The organism is Clavibacter sp. CT19, from assembly GCF_027858075.1.
In the GTDB taxonomy this organism is placed as follows: Bacteria; Actinomycetota; Actinomycetes; order Actinomycetales; family Microbacteriaceae; genus Clavibacter; species Clavibacter tessellarius_A.
The window spans coordinates 81158-101814 of record NZ_JAQHYR010000001.1 but is presented as its reverse complement, the minus strand read 5'-3'; the positions used below and the strand labels follow the sequence as shown (position 1 = coordinate 101814).

Below are 20657 nucleotides of genomic sequence, written 5' to 3'. Positions count from 1 at the left end.
AGCCGAAAGCCGTCTCCCCGCATGTCCACGACCCCCGCGGCCCGCACCGCCGCCACCACCGCATCCACCCCGCCCGCCGGGAACTCGCGCTCGCGCGTCATCATCGCGAGCCTCATCGGCACGTCGATCGAGTTCTACGACTTCTACGTCTACGCGACCGCCGCCGTGCTCGTCTTCCCCGCGCTCTTCTTCGCGAACGACGACCCGACCGTCGCGCAGCTCGCGTCGTTCGCCGTGTTCGGCGTCGCGTTCATCGCCCGGCCCATCGGATCCATCCTCTTCGGCCACTTCGGCGACCGCATCGGCCGGAAGGGCACGCTCGTCGCGTCGCTGCTCACCATGGGCATCGCGACCGTGCTGATCGGCTGCCTGCCCACCGCGCTCACGCCCGGCTGGGAGGTCGCGGCGCCCGCGCTCCTCGTGATCATGCGCTTCGGCCAGGGCCTCGGCCTCGGCGGCGAGTGGAGCGGCGCCGCGCTGCTCGCGACCGAGAACGCGCCCGCAGGGAAGCGCGCCATCTACGGCACGTTCCCGCAGCTCGGCGCGCCCATCGGCTTCATCGTCGCCAACGGGGTGTTCCTCGCGCTGAGCCTCGGACTCACCCCCGAGCAGTTCCAGTCGTGGGGCTGGCGCGTGCCGTTCCTCGCGAGCGCCGTGCTCGTGATCGTGGGCCTCTACGTGCGCCTCAAGCTCATCGAGACGCCGGCGTTCCAGAAGGTCGTCGACTCCGGCGAGGTCGCCAAGCTGCCCGTCGCGCGCGTGTTCGTCACGAGCTGGCGCCCGCTGATCCTCGGCACCTTCATCATGCTGGCGACGTACACGCTCTTCTACCTGATGACGACGTTCACCCTCACCTACGGCACCACCGCGCGCGACGCGGCCACCGCCGAGGCTGCCGCGACCGCCGCCGGCAAGCCCTTCAACGCCGACACGTTCGCCGCGGGCCTCGGCTACGCGCGCAACGACTTCCTGCTCATGCTCATCGTGGGCGTCGTGTTCTTCGGGGTCTTCACGATGGTCTCGGGTCCGCTCGCGGAGAGGTACGGCCGCCGCAAGATGCTCATCGCGACGACCCTCGGGATCCTCGTGTTCGGCCTGCTCTTCGTGCCGCTGTTCGCGGGCGGCTTCGTCGGCACCATGGCGCTGCTCATCATCGGCTTCACCCTCATGGGCCTCACCTTCGGCCCGATGGGCGCGGTGCTGCCGGAGCTCTTCCCGACGAACGTGCGCTACACGGGATCCGCGATCAGCTACAACGTCGCGAGCATCCTCGGCGCCGCGGTCGCGCCCTTCATCGCCGTGGCGCTCTGGCAGCTGCTCGACGGGAACGTGCTGCTCGTCGGCGTGTACCTCAGCGCGATGGCGGCGATCACCCTCGTGGCGCTCGTCATCAGCCGCGAGACGCGCGACGCCGACTACGCGGGGAACGTCAGTTGACTCCGGTCATGTGAACCGTCCGCACGGAGGGGCGGGGAGCACCGGTACCGTCGGCGCGCCACGATCCGTGGCGTCTCCCCGCCCCTACCGACGGAAGCCACCGCCATGTCCGCTGCCCCTGCCACCGCCCCGCCCCTCGCCGCCCCCGTCAACCCGCGCTCGCGCGTGCTGGTCGCGAGCCTCGTCGGCACCTCCATCGAGTTCTTCGACTTCTACGTCTACGCGACCGCCGCCGTGCTCGTGTTCCCCGCGCTGTTCTTCGCGAACGCCGACCCCACGGTCGCGCAGCTGCAGTCGCTCGCCGTGTTCGGCGTCGCCTTCTTCGCCCGGCCCATCGGGTCCGTGCTCTTCGGCCACTTCGGCGACCGCTTCGGCCGCACCCGCACGCTCGTCGCGTCGCTGCTCACCATGGGCATCGCGACCGTGCTCATCGGGTGCCTCCCGAGCGGCCTCACGCCGGGCTGGGAGATCGCGGCCCCCGCGGCCCTCGCGGTGCTCCGCTTCGTCCAGGGCCTCGGCCTCGGCGGCGAGTGGGGCGGTGCCGCGCTCCTCGCCACCGAGAACGCGCCGGTGGGCAAGCGCGCCATCTTCGGCACGTTCCCGCAGCTCGGCGCGCCCGTCGGCTTCATCCTCGCGAACGGCCTGTTCCTCGTGCTGTCGCTCACGCTCTCCCCGGCCGACCTCCAGGCCTGGGGCTGGCGCGTCCCGTTCATCGCGAGCGCGGTCCTCGTGCTCGTGGGCCTCTACGTGCGCGTCAAGCTCGTCGAGGCGCCCGAGTTCCAGTCCGTGCTCGACCGCGGCGAGACCTCCAGGCTGCCGCTCGGTCGCACCATCCGCACGGGCTGGCGCGGGCTGCTCCTCGGGGCGTTCGCCCTGCTCGCCACGTTCACGCTGTTCTACCTGATGACCACGTTCGCGGTCACCTACGCCACGTCACCGCTCACGGCCGAGGCCGCGGAGGCCGCCGCCACCAAGGCGGGCAAGCCGTTCGACGCGTCCACGTTCCACGCGGGCCTCGGCTTCGCGCGCACCGACTTCCTGCTCATGCTCCTCGTGGGCGTCGTGTTCTTCGCGGCCGCCATCGTGGTCTCCGGCGTCCTCGCCGGGCGCATGGGCGCGCGCCCGGTCGTCCTCCGGAGCGCGCTCGGCATGGTCGTGTTCGGCCTCCTGATGGATCCGCTGCTCGCCGCGGGCCTGCCGGGCACGCTCACGTTCGTCATCCTCGGGTTCGTGCTCATCGGCCTCGCCTACGGTGCGGTCGGATCCCTGCTGCCGGCCATGTTCGCCACCGACGTCCGCTACACGGGCGCGTCCCTCGCGTTCAGCCTCGCGGGCATCGTCGGCGGCGCCGTGGCGCCCTTCATCGCCACCTGGCTGTGGGATGTCGGAGGCGGCGGCGTCATGCTCGTCGGCGTCTACCTCAGCATCGCCTCGGCCATCTCGTTCGTGGCCCTCCTCGTGCTGCGCGAGCACGGCGAGACGCGCCCTGCGGCCGGAGCCCACGCGGTCTGACCGGAGGCGTTCCACCCACGCGGGCGGAGGCGGACCGACGGGCTCATCAGGCCCGACGGATCGCCTCCGCCCCGCCTCGGAACCCAGCGGGCCGCGCGCCCCCGCGGGAGCCCCGCGCGGGCGGATCCCGCGACCGGGCTCGCCGGATCCGCGCCGCGCCGATATCGTCGCTCCCATGCAGCCGTCCCCCGTGCCCCGGGTCGTCGCCGTCGCGCGCGACGACCAGCACCGCTTCTCCAAGCCCCTCCGCCCCTCGATCACGCTCCTCGCCGGCCTCGGCGTGGAGGGCGACGCGCACGCCGGCACCACGGTGCAGCACCTCTCGCGGAAGCGCCGCGACCCGGACGCGCCGAACCTCCGCCAGGTGCACCTCGTCCACTCCGAGCTGCACGCGGAGCTCGCCGAGCAGGGCTTCGCGGTCGCGCCGGGCGACCTCGGCGAGAACGTGACCACGGCGGGCGTCCCGCTGCTCGACCTGCCCCTCGGCACGCGCCTGCACCTGGGCGCCGAGGCGGTGGTGGAGGTCACGGGCCTCCGGAACCCCTGCATCCAGATCGACGGGCTCGGAGGGGGCACGATGAAGGCCGTCCTCGGGCGCGACGCCGACGGGAACGTCGTGCGGAAGTCCGGTGTGATGGCGGTCGTGGTCACCGGCGGCGAGGTCCTCCCCCACGACGCCGTGCGCGTCGAGCTGCCCGCGGGCGAGCACCGGGCGCTGCGGCCCGTCTGAACGCGGGCGCCGACCGTGCCGCGGTCGCGGGCGCCCCGCGTCGACGGCGGCCGACGGACCCGGGTCAGGCGTCGTCCCGCGGCGCGGACGGCGTCGGGGCGCGGACATCCACGGTCGCCACGGGTGCGTCAGCCCCGGCAGCCGCAGCTCTCGCGCACCACGAGCTTCGTGCCGAGGCGCAGCGCGACGGGATCGGACGCGTTGGGAGCGCTCGTCGTGTCGATGAGGATCCGGGCGGCCGCGCGCCCCATCGCCTCCATCGGCTGCCGCACCGTCGTGAGCCGCGGCGAGGAGAGCAGCCCCGCGAGGATCCCGTCGAAGCCGGTGACGACCACGTCGCCCGGCACGGCCACGCCCTCCGCCCGCAGCAGGTCGACGAGGGCGAGCGCGAGCTGGTCGCTGGCGCACACGAGCGCGCGCGGCAGGCGGCCCGCGCGGAGGGCGGCGACCACCCCGGCGAACCCGGATCCCTCGCCGAGCACGGTGTCGTCGAGAACCTCGGCCGGCGCTTCGATCCCGTGCTCCGCGAGCGCCTCCCGGTAGCCCTCGAACCGCTCCCGGTAGTCGCCGACGCTCGTGGCGCCCACGAAGCCGGTGTCCGTGATGCCGTGATCGACGACCAGGTGGCGCACCAGCTCGCGCGCTCCCCCGGCGTTGTCGGACGTGACCCGGTGGTGGCCGTCGTCGGCCGGCGGGTAGCTGAACAGCACGATCGGCATGCGGAGCGAGACCCGCTTCAGCGACGCGGCCGCCGACGGGCCGGGGAAGATCGCGAGGCCGTCGACGCGGCCGGCCGACTCCGCGACCGCGGTGGTGGTGTCGCTCCCGCGGCTGAGCATCACGGGCCGGTCGTGCGCGCGGCACTCGAGCTCGAAGCCGCGCCGGACCTCGTCGACGTAGAGCGGGAAGGCCCGGGGATCCGCCGCGATCTCGCCCGCCTCGTCCCAGGGGATGAAGGTGCGGCCGGGCGCGAACGGCTCCCGCGCGGCCGGCGCGTCGTCGGCCGCCGGCGTCGCGGGCTCGCGCTGCAGCGGCCGGTCGATGAGGAGGTCGAAGGAGTGCAGCCCCAGCGCGCCCGTGCGGCCCCGGGCGAGTCCCCGGGCGGACGCGCTCGGCACGTAGCCGATCTCGCGCGCCGTCTCGAGCACGCGCTCGCGCGTGGCGACGCTGATCTGGTCGGGCCGACTGAAGGCGAACGATACGGTCGCGATGGACACCTTCGCGCGTTCCGCGACGTCGTAGACCGTGGGGCGCCGGGGGCTCATGCGACCGTCCTCTCTCCTGGAAGCGTAGGCGAGCGCGACGGAGGCGGGCGAACCGGACCGCCCGGATCGCCGCGCCCGTCCGTCGGGATCAGAGGATGCGGATGCCGTGGTGCAGCGGGTAGACGGGGTCCCCGGAGTCGGAGGGCACGTCCGCGCGCGAGGCGCGCACCGCGTCCATCGACCGCGGGATCTCCACCGGCAGCCGCCCCTCGGGCGCGATGCGTCCGGTGAGCGCCGCGACGACGGCCGCGTCCGAGCTGCCGTAGGCCACGGCGAGCGCGGAGACGAACGGCACGAGCGGCGTCATGATCGCCGGCCGATCGAGGTCCACCACCACCACGAGCGGGCAGCGGTCGGCGATGCGCCGCAGCCGGTGCACGAGCCCGGGTGGGAAGTCGAGCGACCCCTGGTGGAACCACGCCTCGAGGAAGAGGTCGGAGCGCGGCTCGAAGGGCGCGCCGAGCCGCACGATCGCGAGGTCGGCGTCCTCGGGACCGGCCGCCGCATCCGCCCAGCCGTCGAGCGCCTCCGGCCGCATGCCCTCGACGTGCACGCGCAGCCGGGGCCCGTCCACCGGGAGCGGGAGCACCGGGCGCCCCTCCACCTCCCGGTTCTCGAGCACCGTGACGGACGCGGCCTGCGCGCGGAAGCCGAGCTCGCGGAAGTCGGCCCGGCCGACGATGCGCTCGGCCTGGTCCTCGTCCACGAACGGGTCGTCGAAGAGCCCGAGGCGGAACTTCACGAGCAGCAGGCGCCGCACCGACTCGTCGATGCGCGCCTCCGTCACCCGGCCGTCCGCGACGAGGTCGAGCAGCACGTCCACGCACTCCTCGCCGCCGAACTGGTCGCAGCCGGCGTCGATGATGCGCTGCATCCGCTCGTGCGGCGTCAGCTCCTCGACGCCCCAGGCGCGCGCCGGGAGCACCTGGTCGCCCACGTGGTTGTCGTTCACGAGCTCCCAGTCGGTGACCACGACGCCGTCGTAGCCGAGCTCCTCGCGGAGGATCCCCGTGATGACCTGCCGGTTGAACCCGAAGCCCACGGGCTCGATCTCCTCGCCGTCGCGCACGAGCCCCTCGGGCATGCCGTAGTAGGGCATCATCGCGGCCGTGCCGCGGGCGATCGCCTCGCGGAAGGGGCGCAGGTGGTAGTCGAACATGCCGCCCGGGTAGACCTGCTCGCGGCCGTAGGGGAAGTGCGCGTCCTCGCCGTCCTTCTGCGGTCCGCCGCCCGGGAAGTGCTTGGTGGTGCAGGCGACGCTCGCGGATCCGAGCTCCTCGCCCTGGAAGCCGCGGATGTACGCGGCCGTGAACTCGGCCACCCGGTCGGCGTCGTGCCCGAGCGACTGCGCCTGGCGCCCCCAGCGCGGCTCGGTGGCGAGGTCGATCTGCGGGTGCAGCGCCGCCCGGATCCCCACCGCGACGTACTCCTGCCGCGCGGTCTCGGCGAACGCGCGGATGGCGTCGACGTCGTCGAGCGCGGCGAGCCCCAGCGCCTCCGGCCACTGCGAGAACGGGCCCGCCGAGAACGCGACGCCGACGTTCTCGACGAAGGCGTGCCGCGGATCCGTGCTGATGGTCACCGGGATGCCGTGCGGCGTCGACTCCGCCAGCTCCTGCAGCCGGTTGCTCCAGCGCGCCGCCTGCCGGGCGGTGCGGATCTCGTGCACGTTGAAGTGGTTCATGCCCTTGCCGACCACGACCTCGGTGGTGCCGGACTTGGAGATCGCGCCCGGCTCCTCCTTCAGCTCGCCGTCGGCGCCGACCTCGATCACCGTCTGGAACATGAGGCCGGCCTTCTCGGCGAGGCTCAGGCGCCCCACCAGGTCGGCCGTGCGCTCCTCGGGGCTCCGGCGCGGATCCTCGTAGGGCGCCATCACCCCGTCGCCGTCGAGGTCGCGGAACGGCGTGCCGTCGGGGGCGGTGAGCTGCGTGCGGGGCATGGGGGTCTCCATCGGTCGGAGGCGGGAGGGGGTCACTTGAGGCCGGCGGTCGCGACGCCCTGGATGAAGTGGCGCTGCAGCACCACGAACAGGGCGAGGATCGGCGCGATCACGAGCACGGATCCCGCGAGCAGCAGGCCGTAGTCGGTCGCGTTCTGCCCGGTCGAGTACAGCGACAGCGCGATGGGCAGCGTGTACATCTGCTCGCTCTGCGCCGCGACGAGCGGCCAGAGGAAGTTGTTCCACGAGGCGAGGAACGTGAGGATGCCGAGGGTCGCGAGCGGCGGCCCGCACAGCGGCATCACGATGCGGGCGAAGATGCGGAACTCGCCCGCGCCGTCGAGCCGGGCGGCCTCGATGAGCGCCTCGGGGATCCCGAGCATGAACTGCCGCATGAGGAACACCCCGATGGGCGCCGTGATGAACGGGAGGATGAGCGCCGCGTACGTGTTCACGAGGCCGAGCCCCGAGACCATGACGAACAGCGGCACGAACGTGACGACGCCCGGCACCATGAGCGTCACCATCACGGTGAGGAACAGGATCCGCTTGCCGGGGAACTCCATCTTCGCGAGCGCGTAGCCGACCATCGAGCAGAACACGAGGTTGCCGAGCACCGTGATGAGCGCGACGACGAGGCTGTTGGAGAAGAACGTGCCGAAGTGCAGCGGGCCGAACCACTGCGCGAAGTTGTCGGCGACGGGATCGGCGGGCCACCACGTGGGCGGGCGCTGCAGGATCTCGCCCTGCGTCTTCACGCTGCCGAGCGCCATCCAGACGAACGGGACGAGCCAGACGCAGAGCGCGGCGGCGAGGACGAGGTAGAGGATCGCGCGGGCGCGGCGCCCGCGGTCGGTGCGGCGCCGGGGGCGGCGGGGCGGGGTGCCGGTCGCGGCGTCGGCGACGACGGGCGCGGCGGCGGGGGCGGATGCGGTGGTGGTCATGCGCGGGCCTTTCAGTCCTTCGACCGCAGCAGCCGGAACTGCAGCAGGCTGAGCAGGGCGATGGCGAGGAAGAGGACGTAGCTCGCCGCGGAGGCGAGGCCGTACTCGCCGAAGCCGAACTGCCGGTACGTGTAGTACGCGACGGACAGCGTGGAGTCGAGGGGGCCGCCGCGGGTCATCACGAACGCCTCCTCGAAGAACTGCAGGAAGCCGACCGAGATGAGCACGGACCCGAGCAGCAGCGTCGGGCGGAGCAGCGGCAGCGTGACGGAGATGAGGCGGCGCCACGGGCTCGCGCCGTCCATCACGGCCGCCTCCTGCACCTCCTCGGGCACGGCCTGGAGGCCGGCCAGGAAGATGATCATGAGCGTGCCGACGTTCCGCCACACCGCCATCACGACGAGCGAGGGCAGCGCCCACGTGGTGTCGCTGAGCCAGTTGGGGCCGGTGATCCCGATGCCCGCGAGCGCTGTGTTGAGCAGCCCGTCCGGCAGCAGGATGTAGCGCCACACGACCGACACCGCGACGATGCTCGTCACGACCGGCGCGTAGAACCCGACCCGGAAGAACGAGACGATGCGGCCGCGTCCCGAGTTGAGCGCGAGGGCCAGCGCGAGCGCGATGACCATCGTCACCGGGATCCCGACGACCACGAAGAAGGCCGTGACCCCGATGGAGCGGAGGAACGTGGCGTCCGTGAAGAGCTTCGCGTACTGGTCGAGGCCGACGAAGTCGATCGCGAACGGCGAGCGGATGTCGGTCGCCCGGAAGTCGGTGAACGACATCGCGAACGAGCTGACGAGCGGCACGAGCATGAAGACCGCGAACACGGCCACGAACGGGAGGCAGAAGCCCCAGGCGACGAGCGCCTGACGACGGCGCTGCCGGGCGACGAGCGGGGACCGGGTGCGGCCGGGACGGGTCCCGGCCGCACGCGTGACGGTGATGGCCAACGGCTACTCCGCCGAGCCGATGGAGTCGGCGTCCGACTGCAGCTTCGCGAGCGCGTCGGGCACGCTGGCGGTGCCGCGGCGGATGCGCTCGAGCGCGGAGTCCGCGGCGGATCCCACCTTGACCCAGTTCGTGCTCACCGGCACCGACTTGGCCGTCTTCAGCTGCTCGCCGAACGCGGCGAGGGTGGGGTCGCCCTGGAGCGCCGGGTCCTGCCACGCGGACTGCTGCGCGGGCAGGTCGCCCGTGGCCGCGTACCAGGCCGCCTGCGTCTCGGGCTGGCCGAGCCAGCGGGCGAGCTTCCACGCGGCGTCCTGGTTCTTCGCCTGGTCGAACACGACGAGGTTGGCGCCGCCGCTGAACGACGCCGAGGTCTCCTGGGACGGCAGCACCGCGGTGGTGAACTTCGAGGCGAAGTCCGCGCCGCCGACGCTCTTCAGCTGGCCGATCTCGAAGGGGCCCTCGATGAGCATGGGGGTGGATCCGTCGACGAACGACGACTCCTGCGCGCCCGAGGACACGTCGACGTCGGGGTCGGCGATGCCGTCGGCGAAGAAGCTGCCGTAGTACTCGTACGCCTCGCGCATCTGGGGGGTGTCGAGGGTCCACTTCGCACCGTCGGCGATCTCGGCGCCGTTCGACCACGGCATCCAGAGCGTGCCCTGGAAGGCGTCGTTGCCGGCGGGGAGGCGGATGCCGTGCTTAGCGCCCGCCTTCGTCTGCATGTCGGACGCCATCTGCTTCAGCTCGTCCCAGGTGGTGGGGGCCTTCGTCCAGCCGGCCTTCGCCGCGAGGTCGGTGCGGTAGTAGAGCACGCGGGTGTCGACGTACCAGGGGATGCCCGCGGCGCGGTCCTTGACGGTGTTCGTGGCGAGGGATCCCGGGAAGGCGCCGCTCGCGTCGACGTCGGTCGGCACGGTGGTGAGGGCGTCGGCGAAGTCGGCCATCCACGTCGTGCCCATCATGGCGATGTCGGGCGTCGTGCCGCCGGCGATCGCCGTCTGGATCTTGTTGTGCGCCGCGTCCCACGGGATCGCGGTGACGTCGACCTCGACGCCCGGGTTGGCGTCCTCGAAGGTCTTGAGGAACGCGGGCAGGGCCTCGCCCTCGGCGCCCATCGCCCACATCGTGACCTTGCCGGTGGCGGGCGCGGAGCCGAGGGTCGTCGCGGCCGCGGCGCCCGAGCCCTCGTCGGCGGACCGGCCGCAGCCGGTCAGCGCGACGGTGGCCGCCAGCACGGTCGCGACCGCGCCGAGACGCATGGATGTCTTCACGTGTTCCTCCTTGAACGAAGCGCCCGCGTCGCGAGCCGGTGATCTACTTATGCGCATAAGAAGCGCAACGCGTCGAGCATCTCATGGACCCCGTGCAGGGGGCAAGCGCGGGGTGCGCGCTCCCGCGATCCGCGCAGCCGGGAGGCGGTCGGCCCGCTGTCTGTCCGCTGTCGGCCCGATGTCGGGCGGTCAGGCGGGGTCGGCGGCGCCCGGTCTGACCGCGGGCGCGACGGCCGGCGCGTCGAGCACCGGTCCGTCGCCGGCGGCCGCCTCCGCGCGCGCCGACCGCTCGCGGTGCTCCACCCACGCCATCACGCTGCTGTCGACGCGGTCGAAGAGCTGGACACCCACCTCGAGCTCGCCGACGTCCCACACCACGGGGTTCGGCTGGCCCTCGATCGGCGAGCGGGACGGGCCGAGGGCGGCGGTGAGGGCCGCGACGAGCGCGTCGTGCTCGCGGCGGACGAGCGGATCCCGCGGGCCGCCGTGGCGCGCCAGGGAGAAGTGGGTGCTCGTGACCGCGCCCTCGTGGGTGCCGAGGCACACGTGGTCGACGGTGTCGGGGCCGCCGGCCAGGGCGCGCGGCTCGGAGCCGCCCCCGTGCGCGTCCACCTCGCCCGTCGGATGCACGCCGAGGCGGGCCAGCATCCGCTCCGCCTCCGCCGCGTCATCCGGCCATGGCGGCGTCGTGAGGGCGAGGATGAACGCGACGACGGCCGCGGTCGCCCCGTGCGGATCCGGCGCCACGTCGGCCACGGGGATCAGCCGTCCGCCGGCTGCGCGCCCTGCCGCTGCACGACGACCGCGGCCGCGTCCGCCGCCACGACCAGGGCGCCCTCGCGGTCGGCGCCCGCGGCGAGCGCGGAGGCCAGCGCGCCGCAGAACGCGTCGCCGGCGCCCGTGGTGTCGACGACGCGGGAGACCCGCGACGCGGGCACCTCGACATCGCCCCACATCGCGCCCTCGGCGCCGAGGGTGACGAGCAGCGACGCGGGCGCGCGCGTGCCCGACTCCCGCAGCAGCCCGGCCTCGTGCTCGTTGACGACCACGGGATCCGCGAGCGCGAGCACGTCGGCGGGCAGCGCGGCGAACGGCGCGAGATTGAGCACGACGCGGGCGCCCGCGGCATGCGCCCGGCGGACGCCCTCGGCGACGGTGTCGAGGGGCAGCTCGAGCGACGCGAGCAGCACGTCGCCCGCGGCGAGCGCGTCGAGCGGATGCAGGTGGGCCGACGCTACGCGCCCGTTGGCGCCGGGCGCGACGATGATCGTGTTCTCCCCGTCGTCGTCCACCGCGATGACCGCGAGGCCCGTCGTGGCGCCCTCCACGGTCACGAGGCCGGACACGTCGATGCCGCGGTCGGCGAGGCGCGCGCGGTACGCGGATCCGTCGGCGTCGTCACCCACGGCCCCGACCATCGCGACCTCGCCGCCCGCGTCGGCCGCCGCGACGGCCTGGTTCGCGCCCTTGCCGCCCCAGAGGCGCTCGGGGTCGGATCCCATGAGGGTCTCCCCCGGCTGCGGGTGCCGCGGGACGCGCACCACCTGGTCGACGTTGAGCGATCCGAGCACCACGACGCGGCCCATGGGCACCTGCCTCCCCCGGCCAGGCCGGACGCGCCCGGGTGGCGCTCCCCGCCAGGGTACCGAGCGGATCCGCCGCGCTGGCACCGCCCGGGCGCCGACGCGCCTGCCGCTACCGTGGGGAGGAGACGACGGATCGGAGGTCGCCCGTGCCCGACCCCGACCCGCGCGCGCCCGACCCCCGCCGCCCGCTCCTGATCTCGCGCTCGTTCTCGCTCATCTGGCTCGCGCAGGCGCTCTCCGCGTTCGGCGAGTACGTGCTGGCGGCGACCGTCACGGTGTGGCTCGCCACGGGTCTCGCGCCCGGCGACCCGGCCCTGCCGCTGTACATCGGCGCCGTCGTCGCGGCGACGAGCCTGCCGCGGCTCCTGCTCGCGCCGGTGGCGGGCGTGCTCGTCGACCGTTGGCCCGCGCGCCGCGTGATGGCCGCGGCCGACCTCGCGCGCGCCGCCCTGCTCGTGCCGCTCCTGGTGATCGCCGCGACCGGACCCGTGCCCGTGGTGATCGGGACGGTCATCGCCACCCAGTTCCTCATCGGCTGCGCGTCCCAGCTCTTCGACCCGGCGCGCGCCGCCCTCGTGCAGGTGGTCGTGCCCGCGGACCGCCGCGCCGCCGCCGCCGGCCGGTCGCTGCTCGCGAGCACGGGCGTGGGGATCCTCTCGGCCATGGCGGGCCCGGCCGTCTATGCGGCACTGGGGCCGGAGCCCGCCATCGTGATGGACGCCGCCTCGTTCCTCGTGTCGGCGGCGCTGGTGCTCGCGGTGCGGGAGCGCGGGGCCGTGGCGGCGGTCGGCGATCCGGCGGGAGCGGGTGCGGGAGCGGGCGGCGGCGGCACGCACGGCGCAGTCGCGAACGCCCGCGCGCGGTTCCGCGGGGAGCTGGCCGCCGGGATCCGGATCGTGAAGGCCTCGCCGCGCCTCCGGATCCTCGTGGCCGGCCTCGCCGCGTACGGCGTGACCCTCGGGGTCAACAACGCGACCCTCGCCCTCGTCGCCCTCACCACGATGGGGCTGACGGCCGCCGAGTACGGCGTGGTGACGGGGATGTTCGCGGTCGGCGGCCTCGTCGGATCCCTCACGGCGCCCGTGCTCGTGGCCCGCCTCCGTCCCGAGCGCGCGCTGCCGGCCGCGCTCGTCGCCCTCGGCCTCACCTACGCGGCCTACTCGACCGTGCGCGCGTTCCTGCCCGCGGCGATCCTCATGGGCGTCGCGGGCCTCGTCTTCGCCGTGTTCCTCGTCTCCCAGGGCCCGATCCTCCAGGCGGAGGCGCCCGTCGGCACCATGGGCCGGGTCTCGTCGCTCACGTCGACGGTGCTGGCCGCCTCCTCGCTCCTCGCGACCGTCGTGACGGCGCAGGTGCTCGCCCTCCTCCCGCCGGACGCCCAGCCCGCCGCATACCCGGTCGCGATGGCCGCGGCGGCCGTGGTGATGGGCGGCGCCGGGCTCGGGCTGGTGGCGAGCGGCCTCAGTCGAGGAACAGGATCCGCAGCCGCCGCGTCGTGAAGACCAGGCCGATCGCCGTCATCACCGCGAAGTAGAGCACGTGGCCGACGACCGCGAACGAGATCGCGCCCGTCGTGAAGCCGCGCACGAGCTCCACCGCGTGCCAGAGCGGCAGCGCCTGGATCACCGTCTGGATCCACGCCGGGTAGACCGACAGCGGGTAGAAGGTCGCCGAGAACAGGAACATGGGCAGCAGGATGAAGTTGATCCAGTCCATCTGCTGGAACGTCTTCATGTAGCTCGTCACCGCCATGCCGAAGCTCGCGAACGCCAGCGCGACGAGCACGACCGACGGGAGCGCGAGGATCGCCCACCACGAGAGATTCAAGCCGAGCACCTGCATCACGACGAGGAAGCCCGACGAGTAGACGACGCCGCGGAGGAGCGCCAGCCCGATCTCGCCGAAGGCCACGTCGAGCGGGCCGAGCGAGGTCGCGAGCATGCCCTGGTACAGCTTCGAGTGGTTCATCTTGAAGAAGACGTTCCAGGTGGAGTCGTAGACGGCGCCGTTCATGGCCGAGACGGCGAGGAGCGCGGGCGCGATGTAGGCGGCGTACGGCACCGGCTGGCCCGTGCTGGTGGTCACGTCGCCCACGAGCGAGCCGAGGCCGATGCCCATGGCGAGCAGGTAGAAGACGGGCTCGAAGAAGCCGGAGAGGACGACGGTCCAGTTGGTGCTGCGCGTGGCGAGCAGGCCGCGGGACAGCACCGAGCGGGCGTTGCCGGCGTAGAGCGCGCGGGGGCCGCCGCGGCTCCGGCGGGCGGCCGGTGCGGGGGCGGGCGCGGGGGCGTCCGCGGGCATCGTGGATCCGGTCATGCGCGCAGCCTCCTCGTCGCGACGCGGCGGGCCAGGGCCCAGCCCACCGCGAGCCAGAGCAGCAGGTACGCGACGTGCGCGAGCGTCAGCCAGAGCGGCTCCTGCATCCCGTAGGTGGCGACCCGCCCGAGCTCGGTGCCGTGCCAGAGCGGCGAGATCCAGCCGATCCACTGCAGCCAGATCGGGAACTGCGTGAGCGGGAAGAACGTGCCCGAGAACAGCGACAGCGGCGTGATGACGAAGCGCATCACCATGGCGATCTGGCCGGTGTCCTGCGTGAGGGTCGCGACGTAGGCCATGAGCATCACGCCGATCGCCATGCCGGTGAGCACGGCGGCGCCGATCGCGAGGACGCCCGTGCCGAGCGGCACCGCGCCGAAGAGCAGCATGAACGCGAAGTAAGCGATGCAGGTGGGCGCCATGCGGATCGCCACGCCGATCACCTGGCCGTCGACGATCTGGGCCGGCGTGAGCGGCGACGCGTTCATGGCGTGGAACACGGGGTTCCACTTGAAGCCGCCGAAGATCGGGTAGCTGAACTCCTCGCTCGCGACCGTCATGGCGCTCGTCGCGAGGAGCGCGGGCGCGACGAACACCAGGAAGCTGACGCCGAGCGCCTGGTTCGCGCCCGTGCCGCGGTCGACGACCGTGGCGAGGCCGACGCCGAGCGCGTAGAGGTAGACGTACGGGCTCGCGATGCCGGTGGCGAGGGCCGTGCCGAGGTAGGCGCGGATCCCGAGCAGGCGGTGCTCGGCGGCGTACCAGCCGCCGAAGCGGCGCGGGCGGACGCCGCCGGCGAGGGCGCGCGCCCGGTCGTCGGCGCCGTCGCGGGGCCCGTCGGCGGCCGCTCCCCCGGCGGCGGCGCTGCGGTCGACGACGCTCACTCGACCAGGCTCCGTCCCGTGAGGCGGAGGAAGACGTCCTCGAGGCTGGAGCGGCGCACGAGAGTGGTGATGGGCTTCAGGCCCTGCTCGAGGATCCGGCTGAGCACGGCCTCGCCGTCGGACGCGTAGACGAGCACGCGGTCGGGCAGCACCTCCACGCGGTCGCCGTACCCGGCGATCTCGCGCGACGCGGACTCGTTGCGATCGGAGCCGAAGCGCACCTCGAGCACCTCGCGGCTGGAGTGGTCGCGGATGAGGGACGCGGGCGAGCCCTCGGCCATGATCCGGCCCTCGTCGACCACGACGATCCGGTCGCACAGCTGCTCGGCCTCGTCCATGTAGTGCGTCGTGAGCACGAGCGTCGTGCCCTGCTCCTTGAGGCGGAAGAGGCGGTCCCAGAGGATGTGGCGGGCCTGCGGGTCGAGGCCCGTGGTCGGCTCGTCGAGCAGCAGGATCCGCGGGTCGCTGATGAGGGCGCGCGCGATGGTGAGGCGCCGCTTCATGCCGCCGGAGAGGTCGTCGACCTTGGCGCCCGCGCGGTCGCTCAGCTGCGCGAACTCGAGCAGCTCGTCGGCGCGCGCGGCGACCTGCTTGCGCGGCAGCCCGAAGTAGCGGCCGTAGACGATGAGGTTGTCGCGCGCCTTGAGCTCCAGGTCGAGGTTGTCGGCCTGCGGCACGACGCCCAGCTGCGAGCGGATCTCGGGGCCGTGCGTGTCGGGGTCGAGCCCGAGGATGTCGAGTGTGCCGCCCGTGCGCGAGGAGACCGCGCCGATCATGCGCATGGTCGTGGACTTGCCGGCGCCGTTCGGGCCGAGGAGCCCGAAGGACTCGCCGGGCGCGACCTCGAAGGAGAGGCCGTCCACGGCGACGTGGTCGCCGTACTTCTTCACGAGGCGGTCGGCGGTGATGACGGGGGTGGGCACGATCAGCAAGCCTAGGGAGCCGAGCGCTTTTCCACCATGGGCGGGAATGCGCGGCGCGCGTCCGCCCCCGCCCGGCGGACCCCCGGCACGCGGCGCGTAGAGTCCTGGAGGCGGTGCGACGCGCCCGATCCCGGGCCCCCGGCCCCGCCGACGACGCCCTGCGGGAGACCGCGGCCGCCCGCCTCGACCACGCTCACCACCCCCGGAGAACACGCATGAGCACCGCCCGCCCCTCCACCGCCGCCCCGCGCGCCCGGTCCCGCAACCCGTTCGCGCGCCGCGACTCCGCCGACGACGGGCCCCGCGCGCGCTTCTCGGAGCTGCTGCCCTACATCCTCGAGCAGCGCGGGCTGATGGCCTTCGTCATCGTGCTCAGCGTGCTCGGCGCGGCCGCCAGCCTCGGCCAGCCGCTCCTCGTGCAGCGCGTGGTGGGCGTCGTGCAGGCGGGCGGCGCGCTCGGCGCCCTCGTGTGGGCGCTCGTCGGCCTCGTCGTCGTGTCCGGGCTCCTCTCCGGCTACCAGCACTACCTGCTGCAGCGGATGGGCGAGGGCATCGTCCTCTCGTCGCGCCGCACGCTCGTGCGCCGCATCCTCCGCCTCCCCATCTCCGAGTTCGACACGCGCCGCACGGGCGACCTGGTCTCCCGCGTCGGCTCCGACACCACGCTCCTCCGCGCGGTCCTCACGCAGGGACTCGTCGAGGCGATCGGCGGCGCCGTCACGTTCCTCGGCGCGATCATCGCGATGTTCATCATCGACCCGGTGCTCCTCGGCCTCACCGTGCTGGTCGTCGCCGTCTCGGTCGTCGCGGTCGTGGGCCTCTCCGGCCGGATCCGCGTCGCCAGCCAGCGCGCGCAGCGCAAGGTCGGCGACCTGGCCGCGAGCGTGGAGCGGGCCATCGGTGCGATCCGCACCGTGCGCGCGAGCAACGCCACCGACCGCGAGATCCGCACCATCGAGCAGGACGCCGAGGGCGCGTGGGAGATGGGCATCAAGGTCGCGAAGGCGTCGGCCGTGGTGGTGCCGATCGCGGGCATCGCCCTGCAGGCGTCGTTCCTCGTGGTGGTCGGCGTGGGCGGGTTCCGCGTCGCGTCGGGTGCCATCGCGGTGGGCGACCTCGTGGCGTTCATCCTCTTCCTGTTCCTCATGATCATGCCGCTCGGCCAGGCGTTCGGCGCCGTGACCGCCGTGAACCAGGCGCTCGGCGCGCTCGGCCGGATCCAGGAGATCGTGAAGCTGCCCGTCGAGACCGACGGCGACGCGGAGCTCGCCGGCCGCCTCCGCGACGACGCGCCCGCCGCGGACGACCGCGCCGACGCGCCCGCCGTGGAGCTCGTGGACGTGCGGTTCGCCTATCCGGTGGCGGCCTCGGCCGACGACGAGGACGGCGAGGACGGCGCATCCTCCGCGAGCGGATCCGGCGCCGACGACGACGCCGCACCCGGCGCCGACCGCACCGGCGGCGGCGTCCTCCAGGGCATCAGCTTCCGTGCCGAGCGGGGCACGCGGATCGCGCTCGTCGGCCCGTCAGGCGCGGGCAAGAGCACGATCCTCGCGCTCATCGAGCGCTTCTACGACCCGACCTCCGGCGTCGTGCGCGTCGGCGGCCGCGACATCCGGGCTCTCGACCGCGAGGACCTGCGCCGCCAGATCGGCTACGTCGAGCAGGACGCCCCCGTGCTCGCCGGCACGCTGCGCGAGAACCTCACGCTCACCGCGTTCGACGCGACCGACGAGGACTGCGTGAAGGTCCTGCATGCCGTCAACCTCACGGAGGTGCTCGCCCGCAACGAGCTCGGCCTCGACGCGCCCGTCGGCGAGGACGGCATCATGCTCTCCGGCGGCGAGCGCCAGCGCCTCGCGATCGCGCGCACCCTGCTCTCCGCGCCGCCGATCCTGCTGCTCGACGAGTCGACCTCCAGCCTCGACGGCCTCAACGAGCAGCTGCTCCGCAAGGCGATCGACGCGGTCGCCGAGCACCGCACCCTCATCGTGATCGCGCACCGGCTCTCGACCGTCGTCGACAGCGACCTCATCGTCGTGGTCGAGAAGGGCCGTGTGGTGGGCACGGGCACGCACGCGGAGCTCGTCGTCTCGACGCCCCTCTACCGCGACCTCGCGAAGCACCAGCTGCTGGTGTAGCGCTCAGGTCGTCTCCGGGCCTCCCGCCGCGGCCAGGTGCATCTCCCGCGCCGCGAGGAACACGGGCAGCGCGACGGCGAACGCCACGAGCGGCGCGAGCAGCACGTAGATCCACACCCGCCGCATCCGGAGCCGGCGCCCCTCCACGATGATGAAGGTGACGCTCGCGACCGCGGCGATCAGCAGGTCCCACGACAGCGACGACACGGCCGGGCCGCCCGCGCCGAGGTCGGCGAGGAAGTCGCGGCCCTCCGTCATCACGCGGATGTTCGCCGACCAGGTGAGCACGAGGCCGGCCGCCGCGAGGACGAGGTAGACGACGGCGAGGCGCGTGGGGCGGCGGCGTGAGGATCGTGCGGGCATCGGGACCTCCTGGTGGCTGACGCCAGGCTAGGCGCTGGCCGGGGGCGCCGTGAGCGCGTACAGCGCCACCGCGCTGGCGGCGGCGACGTTCAGCGAGTCGATGCCGTGCGCCATCGGGATCCGGACGACCGTGTCGGCCGACGCGATCGCCTCCGCCGAGAGCCCCGGCCCCTCCGAGCCGAGCACGATGGCGAGCCGCTCGTGCGAGTCGGCGCGGAAGTCCCGCAGCGAGACCGCATCCGGCGTGAGGGCGAGCGCGGCGACGTGGAAGCCGGCGTCGGCGAGCGCCTGGCGCGTCTCCGGCCACTCCCCCGCGCGGGTCCACGGCACCTGCAGCACGGTGCCCATGCTCACGCGGATGGCCCGGCGGTAGAAGGGATCCGTGCAGCGCGGCGTCACGAGCACGGCGTCCGCCCCGATCGCGCCGACCGAACGGAAGATGGCGCCGACGTTCGTGGGATCCACGACGTCCTCGAGCACGACGACCCGCCGTGCGTCCGCGAGCAGCGACGCGACCGACCGCAGGGGCGGCCGGTCGAGCGACGCGACGACCCCGCGATGGAGCACGTACCCGGTGAGCTCCGCGAGCAGCTCCCCCGGTCCCGTGAACACGGGCACGTCCCGGTCGCCCACGAGCGCCAGGGCCTCGTCGACCGTGCCGCCGAGCGCGAGCACGGACCGCGGCGCGTGCCCCGCCCGCAGCGCCCGCTCGAGCACGAGCGCCGACTCCGCCAGGTAGATCCCGTGGCCCGCGCCCTCCGCCTTCCGGAGTGCGACGTCGGTGCGGTGGCTGTAGTCGGCGAGCCGCGGATCCGCGAGGTCCGTGACCTCGACGACGTGCGCCACTAGCCGGCGAACGGGTCGGGCGTGAGCGTGTACTTCGTGTCCAGGTACTCGTGGATGCCCTCGAGCCCGCCCTCGCGGCCGAGCCCGGACTGCTTCACGCCGCCGAACGGCGCCGCCGCGTTGGAGATGACGCCCATGTTGAGGCCCGTCATGCCCGTCTCGAGCCGCTCGATCATCCGCTGGCCGCGCGCGAGGTCCCGCGTGAAGACGTACGAGACGAGGCCGAACTCGGTGTCGTTGGCGAGGCGCACGGCGTCGTCCTCGTCGTCGAACGGCACGATCGCGACGACCGGGCCGAAGATCTCCTCGCGCAGGATGTCGCTGCCCTCGACGACCCCGGTGAGGAGCGTCGGCGGGTAGAAGTGCCCGGCGCCGTCGCGGGGCTCGCCGCCCGCGCGCACGTCCGCCCCGCGCTCCACGGCGTCGCGCACGAGCCGGTCGGCCTTGTCGACGGCGCGGCCGTCGATGAGCGGCCCCACGGTCACGCCCTCCTCGGTGCCGCGCCCGATCCGCATCGCGTCGATGCGCTCCCGGAGGCGGTCGGCGAACGCGTCGGCGATCGAGGCCTGCACGATGAAGCGGTTGGCGGCGGTGCACGCCTGCCCGACGTTGCGGAACTTGGCCGCCATGGCGCCCTCCACGGCCTTGTCGAGGTCCGCGTCCTCGAACACCACGAACGGCGCGTTGCCGCCGAGCTCGAGCGACACCCGCAGCACGTTCTCGGCCGCCTGCGCGCCGAGCTGGCGCCCGACGGGCGTCGATCCCGTGAAGCTCAGCTTGCGCAGCCGCGGGTCGGCGATGAGCGGGCCGGTGACGCCCGCGGCGTCCGTGGTGGGGATCACGTTGAGCACGCCCGCCGGCAGCCCCGCCTCGGCGAGCAGCTCGGCGAAGCGCAGCGTGGTGAGCGGCGTGAGGTCGGCCGGCTTGATCACCACGGTGCAGCCCGCGGCGAGCGCCGGCGCGATCTTGCGGGTCGCCATGGCGAGCGGGAAGTTCCACGGGGTGATGAGGAGGACCGGGCCGACCGGGTGCTGCGACACGATCATGCGACCGGTGCCCTCGGGGTTGACGCCGTAGCGGCCCGTGATGCGCACGGCCTCCTCGGAGAACCAGCGGAGGAACTCGCCGCCGTACGTCACCTCGCCGAGCGACTCGGCGAGCGGCTTGCCCATCTCCAGCGTCATGAGGAGGGCGAACTCGTCCTTGCGCTCCTGCAGGAGGTCGAAGGCCCGGCGCAGGATCTCGCCCCGTACGCGCGGCGCGGTCGCGGCCCACTCCCGCGCGGCGTCCACCGCGGCGTCGAGCGCGCGCATGCCGTCGGCCGGACGGGCGTCGGCGACCCGGGCGATGACCTCGTCGGTGGCGGGATCCCGCACATCGAACCTCGCGCCGCCCTCGGCGTCGACGCGGTCGCCGCCGATCAGCAGCGCGGTGGGCGTGCCGGCCAGGAGGTCGGTCTCGGACGGGGTGGATGCGGTCATGCTGTCCTCGCTTCTGCGTCGTGCGTGTGCGTGTGCGTGTGCTGCTGCCTGTGCGTGCGGCC

At 73.6% G+C, this 20657-nt stretch carries 18 protein-coding genes; 5 read left to right on the top strand and 13 right to left on the bottom strand.

Features of this window, described 5'->3' with window-relative positions:
• The first annotated feature begins 21 nt into the window (after positions 1-21).
• The 3 genes from PED38_RS00430 (at position 22) to PED38_RS00420 (ending at position 3679) form a co-directional block, all read left to right on the top strand.
• Positions 22-1437, top strand: coding sequence for an MFS transporter (locus tag PED38_RS00430; RefSeq protein WP_063072052.1), 1416 nt, complete (start codon positions 22-24; stop codon positions 1435-1437).
• A gap of 105 nt (positions 1438-1542) precedes the next feature.
• Positions 1543-2949: an MFS transporter gene (locus PED38_RS00425; protein ID WP_063072051.1), complete on the top strand. Its 1407-nt coding sequence runs from the start codon at positions 1543-1545 to the stop codon at positions 2947-2949.
• 175 nt (positions 2950-3124) lie between these two features.
• A complete protein-coding gene (locus PED38_RS00420; protein ID WP_270979067.1) occupies positions 3125-3679 on the top strand; it encodes an MOSC domain-containing protein in 555 nt (184 codons plus the stop codon).
• 128 nt (positions 3680-3807) lie between these two features.
• Here the strand turns inward: PED38_RS00420 and PED38_RS00415 are convergent, their stop codons facing one another.
• From PED38_RS00415 to PED38_RS00385, 7 genes are all read right to left on the bottom strand, one after another.
• A complete protein-coding gene (locus PED38_RS00415; RefSeq protein WP_270979065.1) occupies positions 3808-4944 on the bottom strand; it encodes a LacI family DNA-binding transcriptional regulator in 1137 nt (378 codons plus the stop codon).
• A gap of 88 nt (positions 4945-5032) precedes the next feature.
• Complete coding sequence (locus tag PED38_RS00410) at positions 5033-6886, bottom strand: glycoside hydrolase family 3 protein (protein ID WP_270979064.1); 1854 nt, start codon at positions 6884-6886, stop codon at positions 5033-5035.
• Between the two features lie 32 nt (positions 6887-6918).
• A complete protein-coding gene (locus PED38_RS00405) occupies positions 6919-7830 on the bottom strand; it encodes a carbohydrate ABC transporter permease (protein ID WP_270979063.1) in 912 nt (303 codons plus the stop codon).
• A gap of 11 nt (positions 7831-7841) precedes the next feature.
• Positions 7842-8783 carry a carbohydrate ABC transporter permease gene (locus PED38_RS00400; protein WP_107490193.1) on the bottom strand — a complete coding sequence of 314 codons (942 nt, stop codon included), beginning with the start codon at positions 8781-8783 and terminating at the stop codon, positions 7842-7844.
• A 3-nt stretch (positions 8784-8786) separates the two neighbouring features.
• Positions 8787-10055: an extracellular solute-binding protein gene (locus PED38_RS00395; RefSeq protein ID WP_270979061.1), complete on the bottom strand. Its 1269-nt coding sequence runs from the start codon at positions 10053-10055 to the stop codon at positions 8787-8789.
• Between the two features lie 189 nt (positions 10056-10244).
• Positions 10245-10811, bottom strand: a complete 567-nt coding sequence (locus tag PED38_RS00390; RefSeq protein WP_270979059.1) for a hypothetical protein — start codon at positions 10809-10811, stop codon at positions 10245-10247.
• A gap of 5 nt (positions 10812-10816) precedes the next feature.
• Positions 10817-11641: a ribokinase gene (locus PED38_RS00385; RefSeq protein ID WP_270979057.1), complete on the bottom strand. Its 825-nt coding sequence runs from the start codon at positions 11639-11641 to the stop codon at positions 10817-10819.
• 146 nt (positions 11642-11787) lie between these two features.
• Here PED38_RS00385 and PED38_RS00380 point away from each other — a divergent pair, with 146 nt between their 5' ends.
• The gene (locus PED38_RS00380) at positions 11788-13140 is read left to right on the top strand and encodes an MFS transporter (RefSeq protein ID WP_270979054.1); all 1353 of its coding nucleotides are present in this window, start codon (positions 11788-11790) and stop codon (positions 13138-13140) included.
• On the opposite strand, the gene PED38_RS00375 is transcribed toward PED38_RS00380, so the two are convergent.
• The 3 genes from PED38_RS00375 to PED38_RS00365 are packed head-to-tail and all read right to left on the bottom strand — an operon-like array spanning position 13103 to position 15764.
• The gene (locus tag PED38_RS00375) at positions 13103-13957 is read right to left on the bottom strand and encodes an ABC transporter permease (protein WP_270979053.1); all 855 of its coding nucleotides are present in this window, start codon (positions 13955-13957) and stop codon (positions 13103-13105) included. The two genes, PED38_RS00380 and PED38_RS00375, sit on opposite strands and share 38 nt — an antisense overlap.
• Positions 13954-14841, bottom strand: coding sequence for an ABC transporter permease (locus PED38_RS00370; RefSeq protein WP_063072041.1), 888 nt, complete (start codon positions 14839-14841; stop codon positions 13954-13956). The genes PED38_RS00375 and PED38_RS00370 overlap by 4 nt, the downstream gene beginning before the upstream one ends.
• Positions 14838-15764, bottom strand: coding sequence for an ABC transporter ATP-binding protein (locus PED38_RS00365; RefSeq protein ID WP_063072062.1), 927 nt, complete (start codon positions 15762-15764; stop codon positions 14838-14840). Before PED38_RS00365 ends, PED38_RS00370 begins: the two co-directional genes overlap by 4 nt.
• 215 nt (positions 15765-15979) lie before the next feature.
• Between PED38_RS00365 and PED38_RS00360 the strand changes: the two genes are divergently transcribed.
• The gene (locus PED38_RS00360; RefSeq protein WP_270979048.1) at positions 15980-17905 is read left to right on the top strand and encodes an ABC transporter ATP-binding protein; all 1926 of its coding nucleotides are present in this window, start codon (positions 15980-15982) and stop codon (positions 17903-17905) included.
• A gap of 3 nt (positions 17906-17908) precedes the next feature.
• Here PED38_RS00360 and PED38_RS00355 read toward each other — a convergent pair whose 3' ends face one another.
• The 3 genes from PED38_RS00355 to PED38_RS00345 are packed head-to-tail and all read right to left on the bottom strand — an operon-like array spanning position 17909 to position 20595.
• On the bottom strand, positions 17909-18268 hold the full coding sequence (locus PED38_RS00355) for a DUF2834 domain-containing protein (protein WP_270979047.1): 360 nt from the start codon (positions 18266-18268) through the stop codon (positions 17909-17911).
• A 27-nt stretch (positions 18269-18295) separates the two neighbouring features.
• Positions 18296-19114, bottom strand: a complete 819-nt coding sequence (locus PED38_RS00350; protein ID WP_270979045.1) for a TrmH family RNA methyltransferase — start codon at positions 19112-19114, stop codon at positions 18296-18298.
• The gene (locus PED38_RS00345) at positions 19114-20595 is read right to left on the bottom strand and encodes an NAD-dependent succinate-semialdehyde dehydrogenase (protein WP_270979043.1); all 1482 of its coding nucleotides are present in this window, start codon (positions 20593-20595) and stop codon (positions 19114-19116) included. Before PED38_RS00345 ends, PED38_RS00350 begins: the two co-directional genes overlap by 1 nt.
• Between the last annotated feature and the right edge of the window lie 62 nt (positions 20596-20657).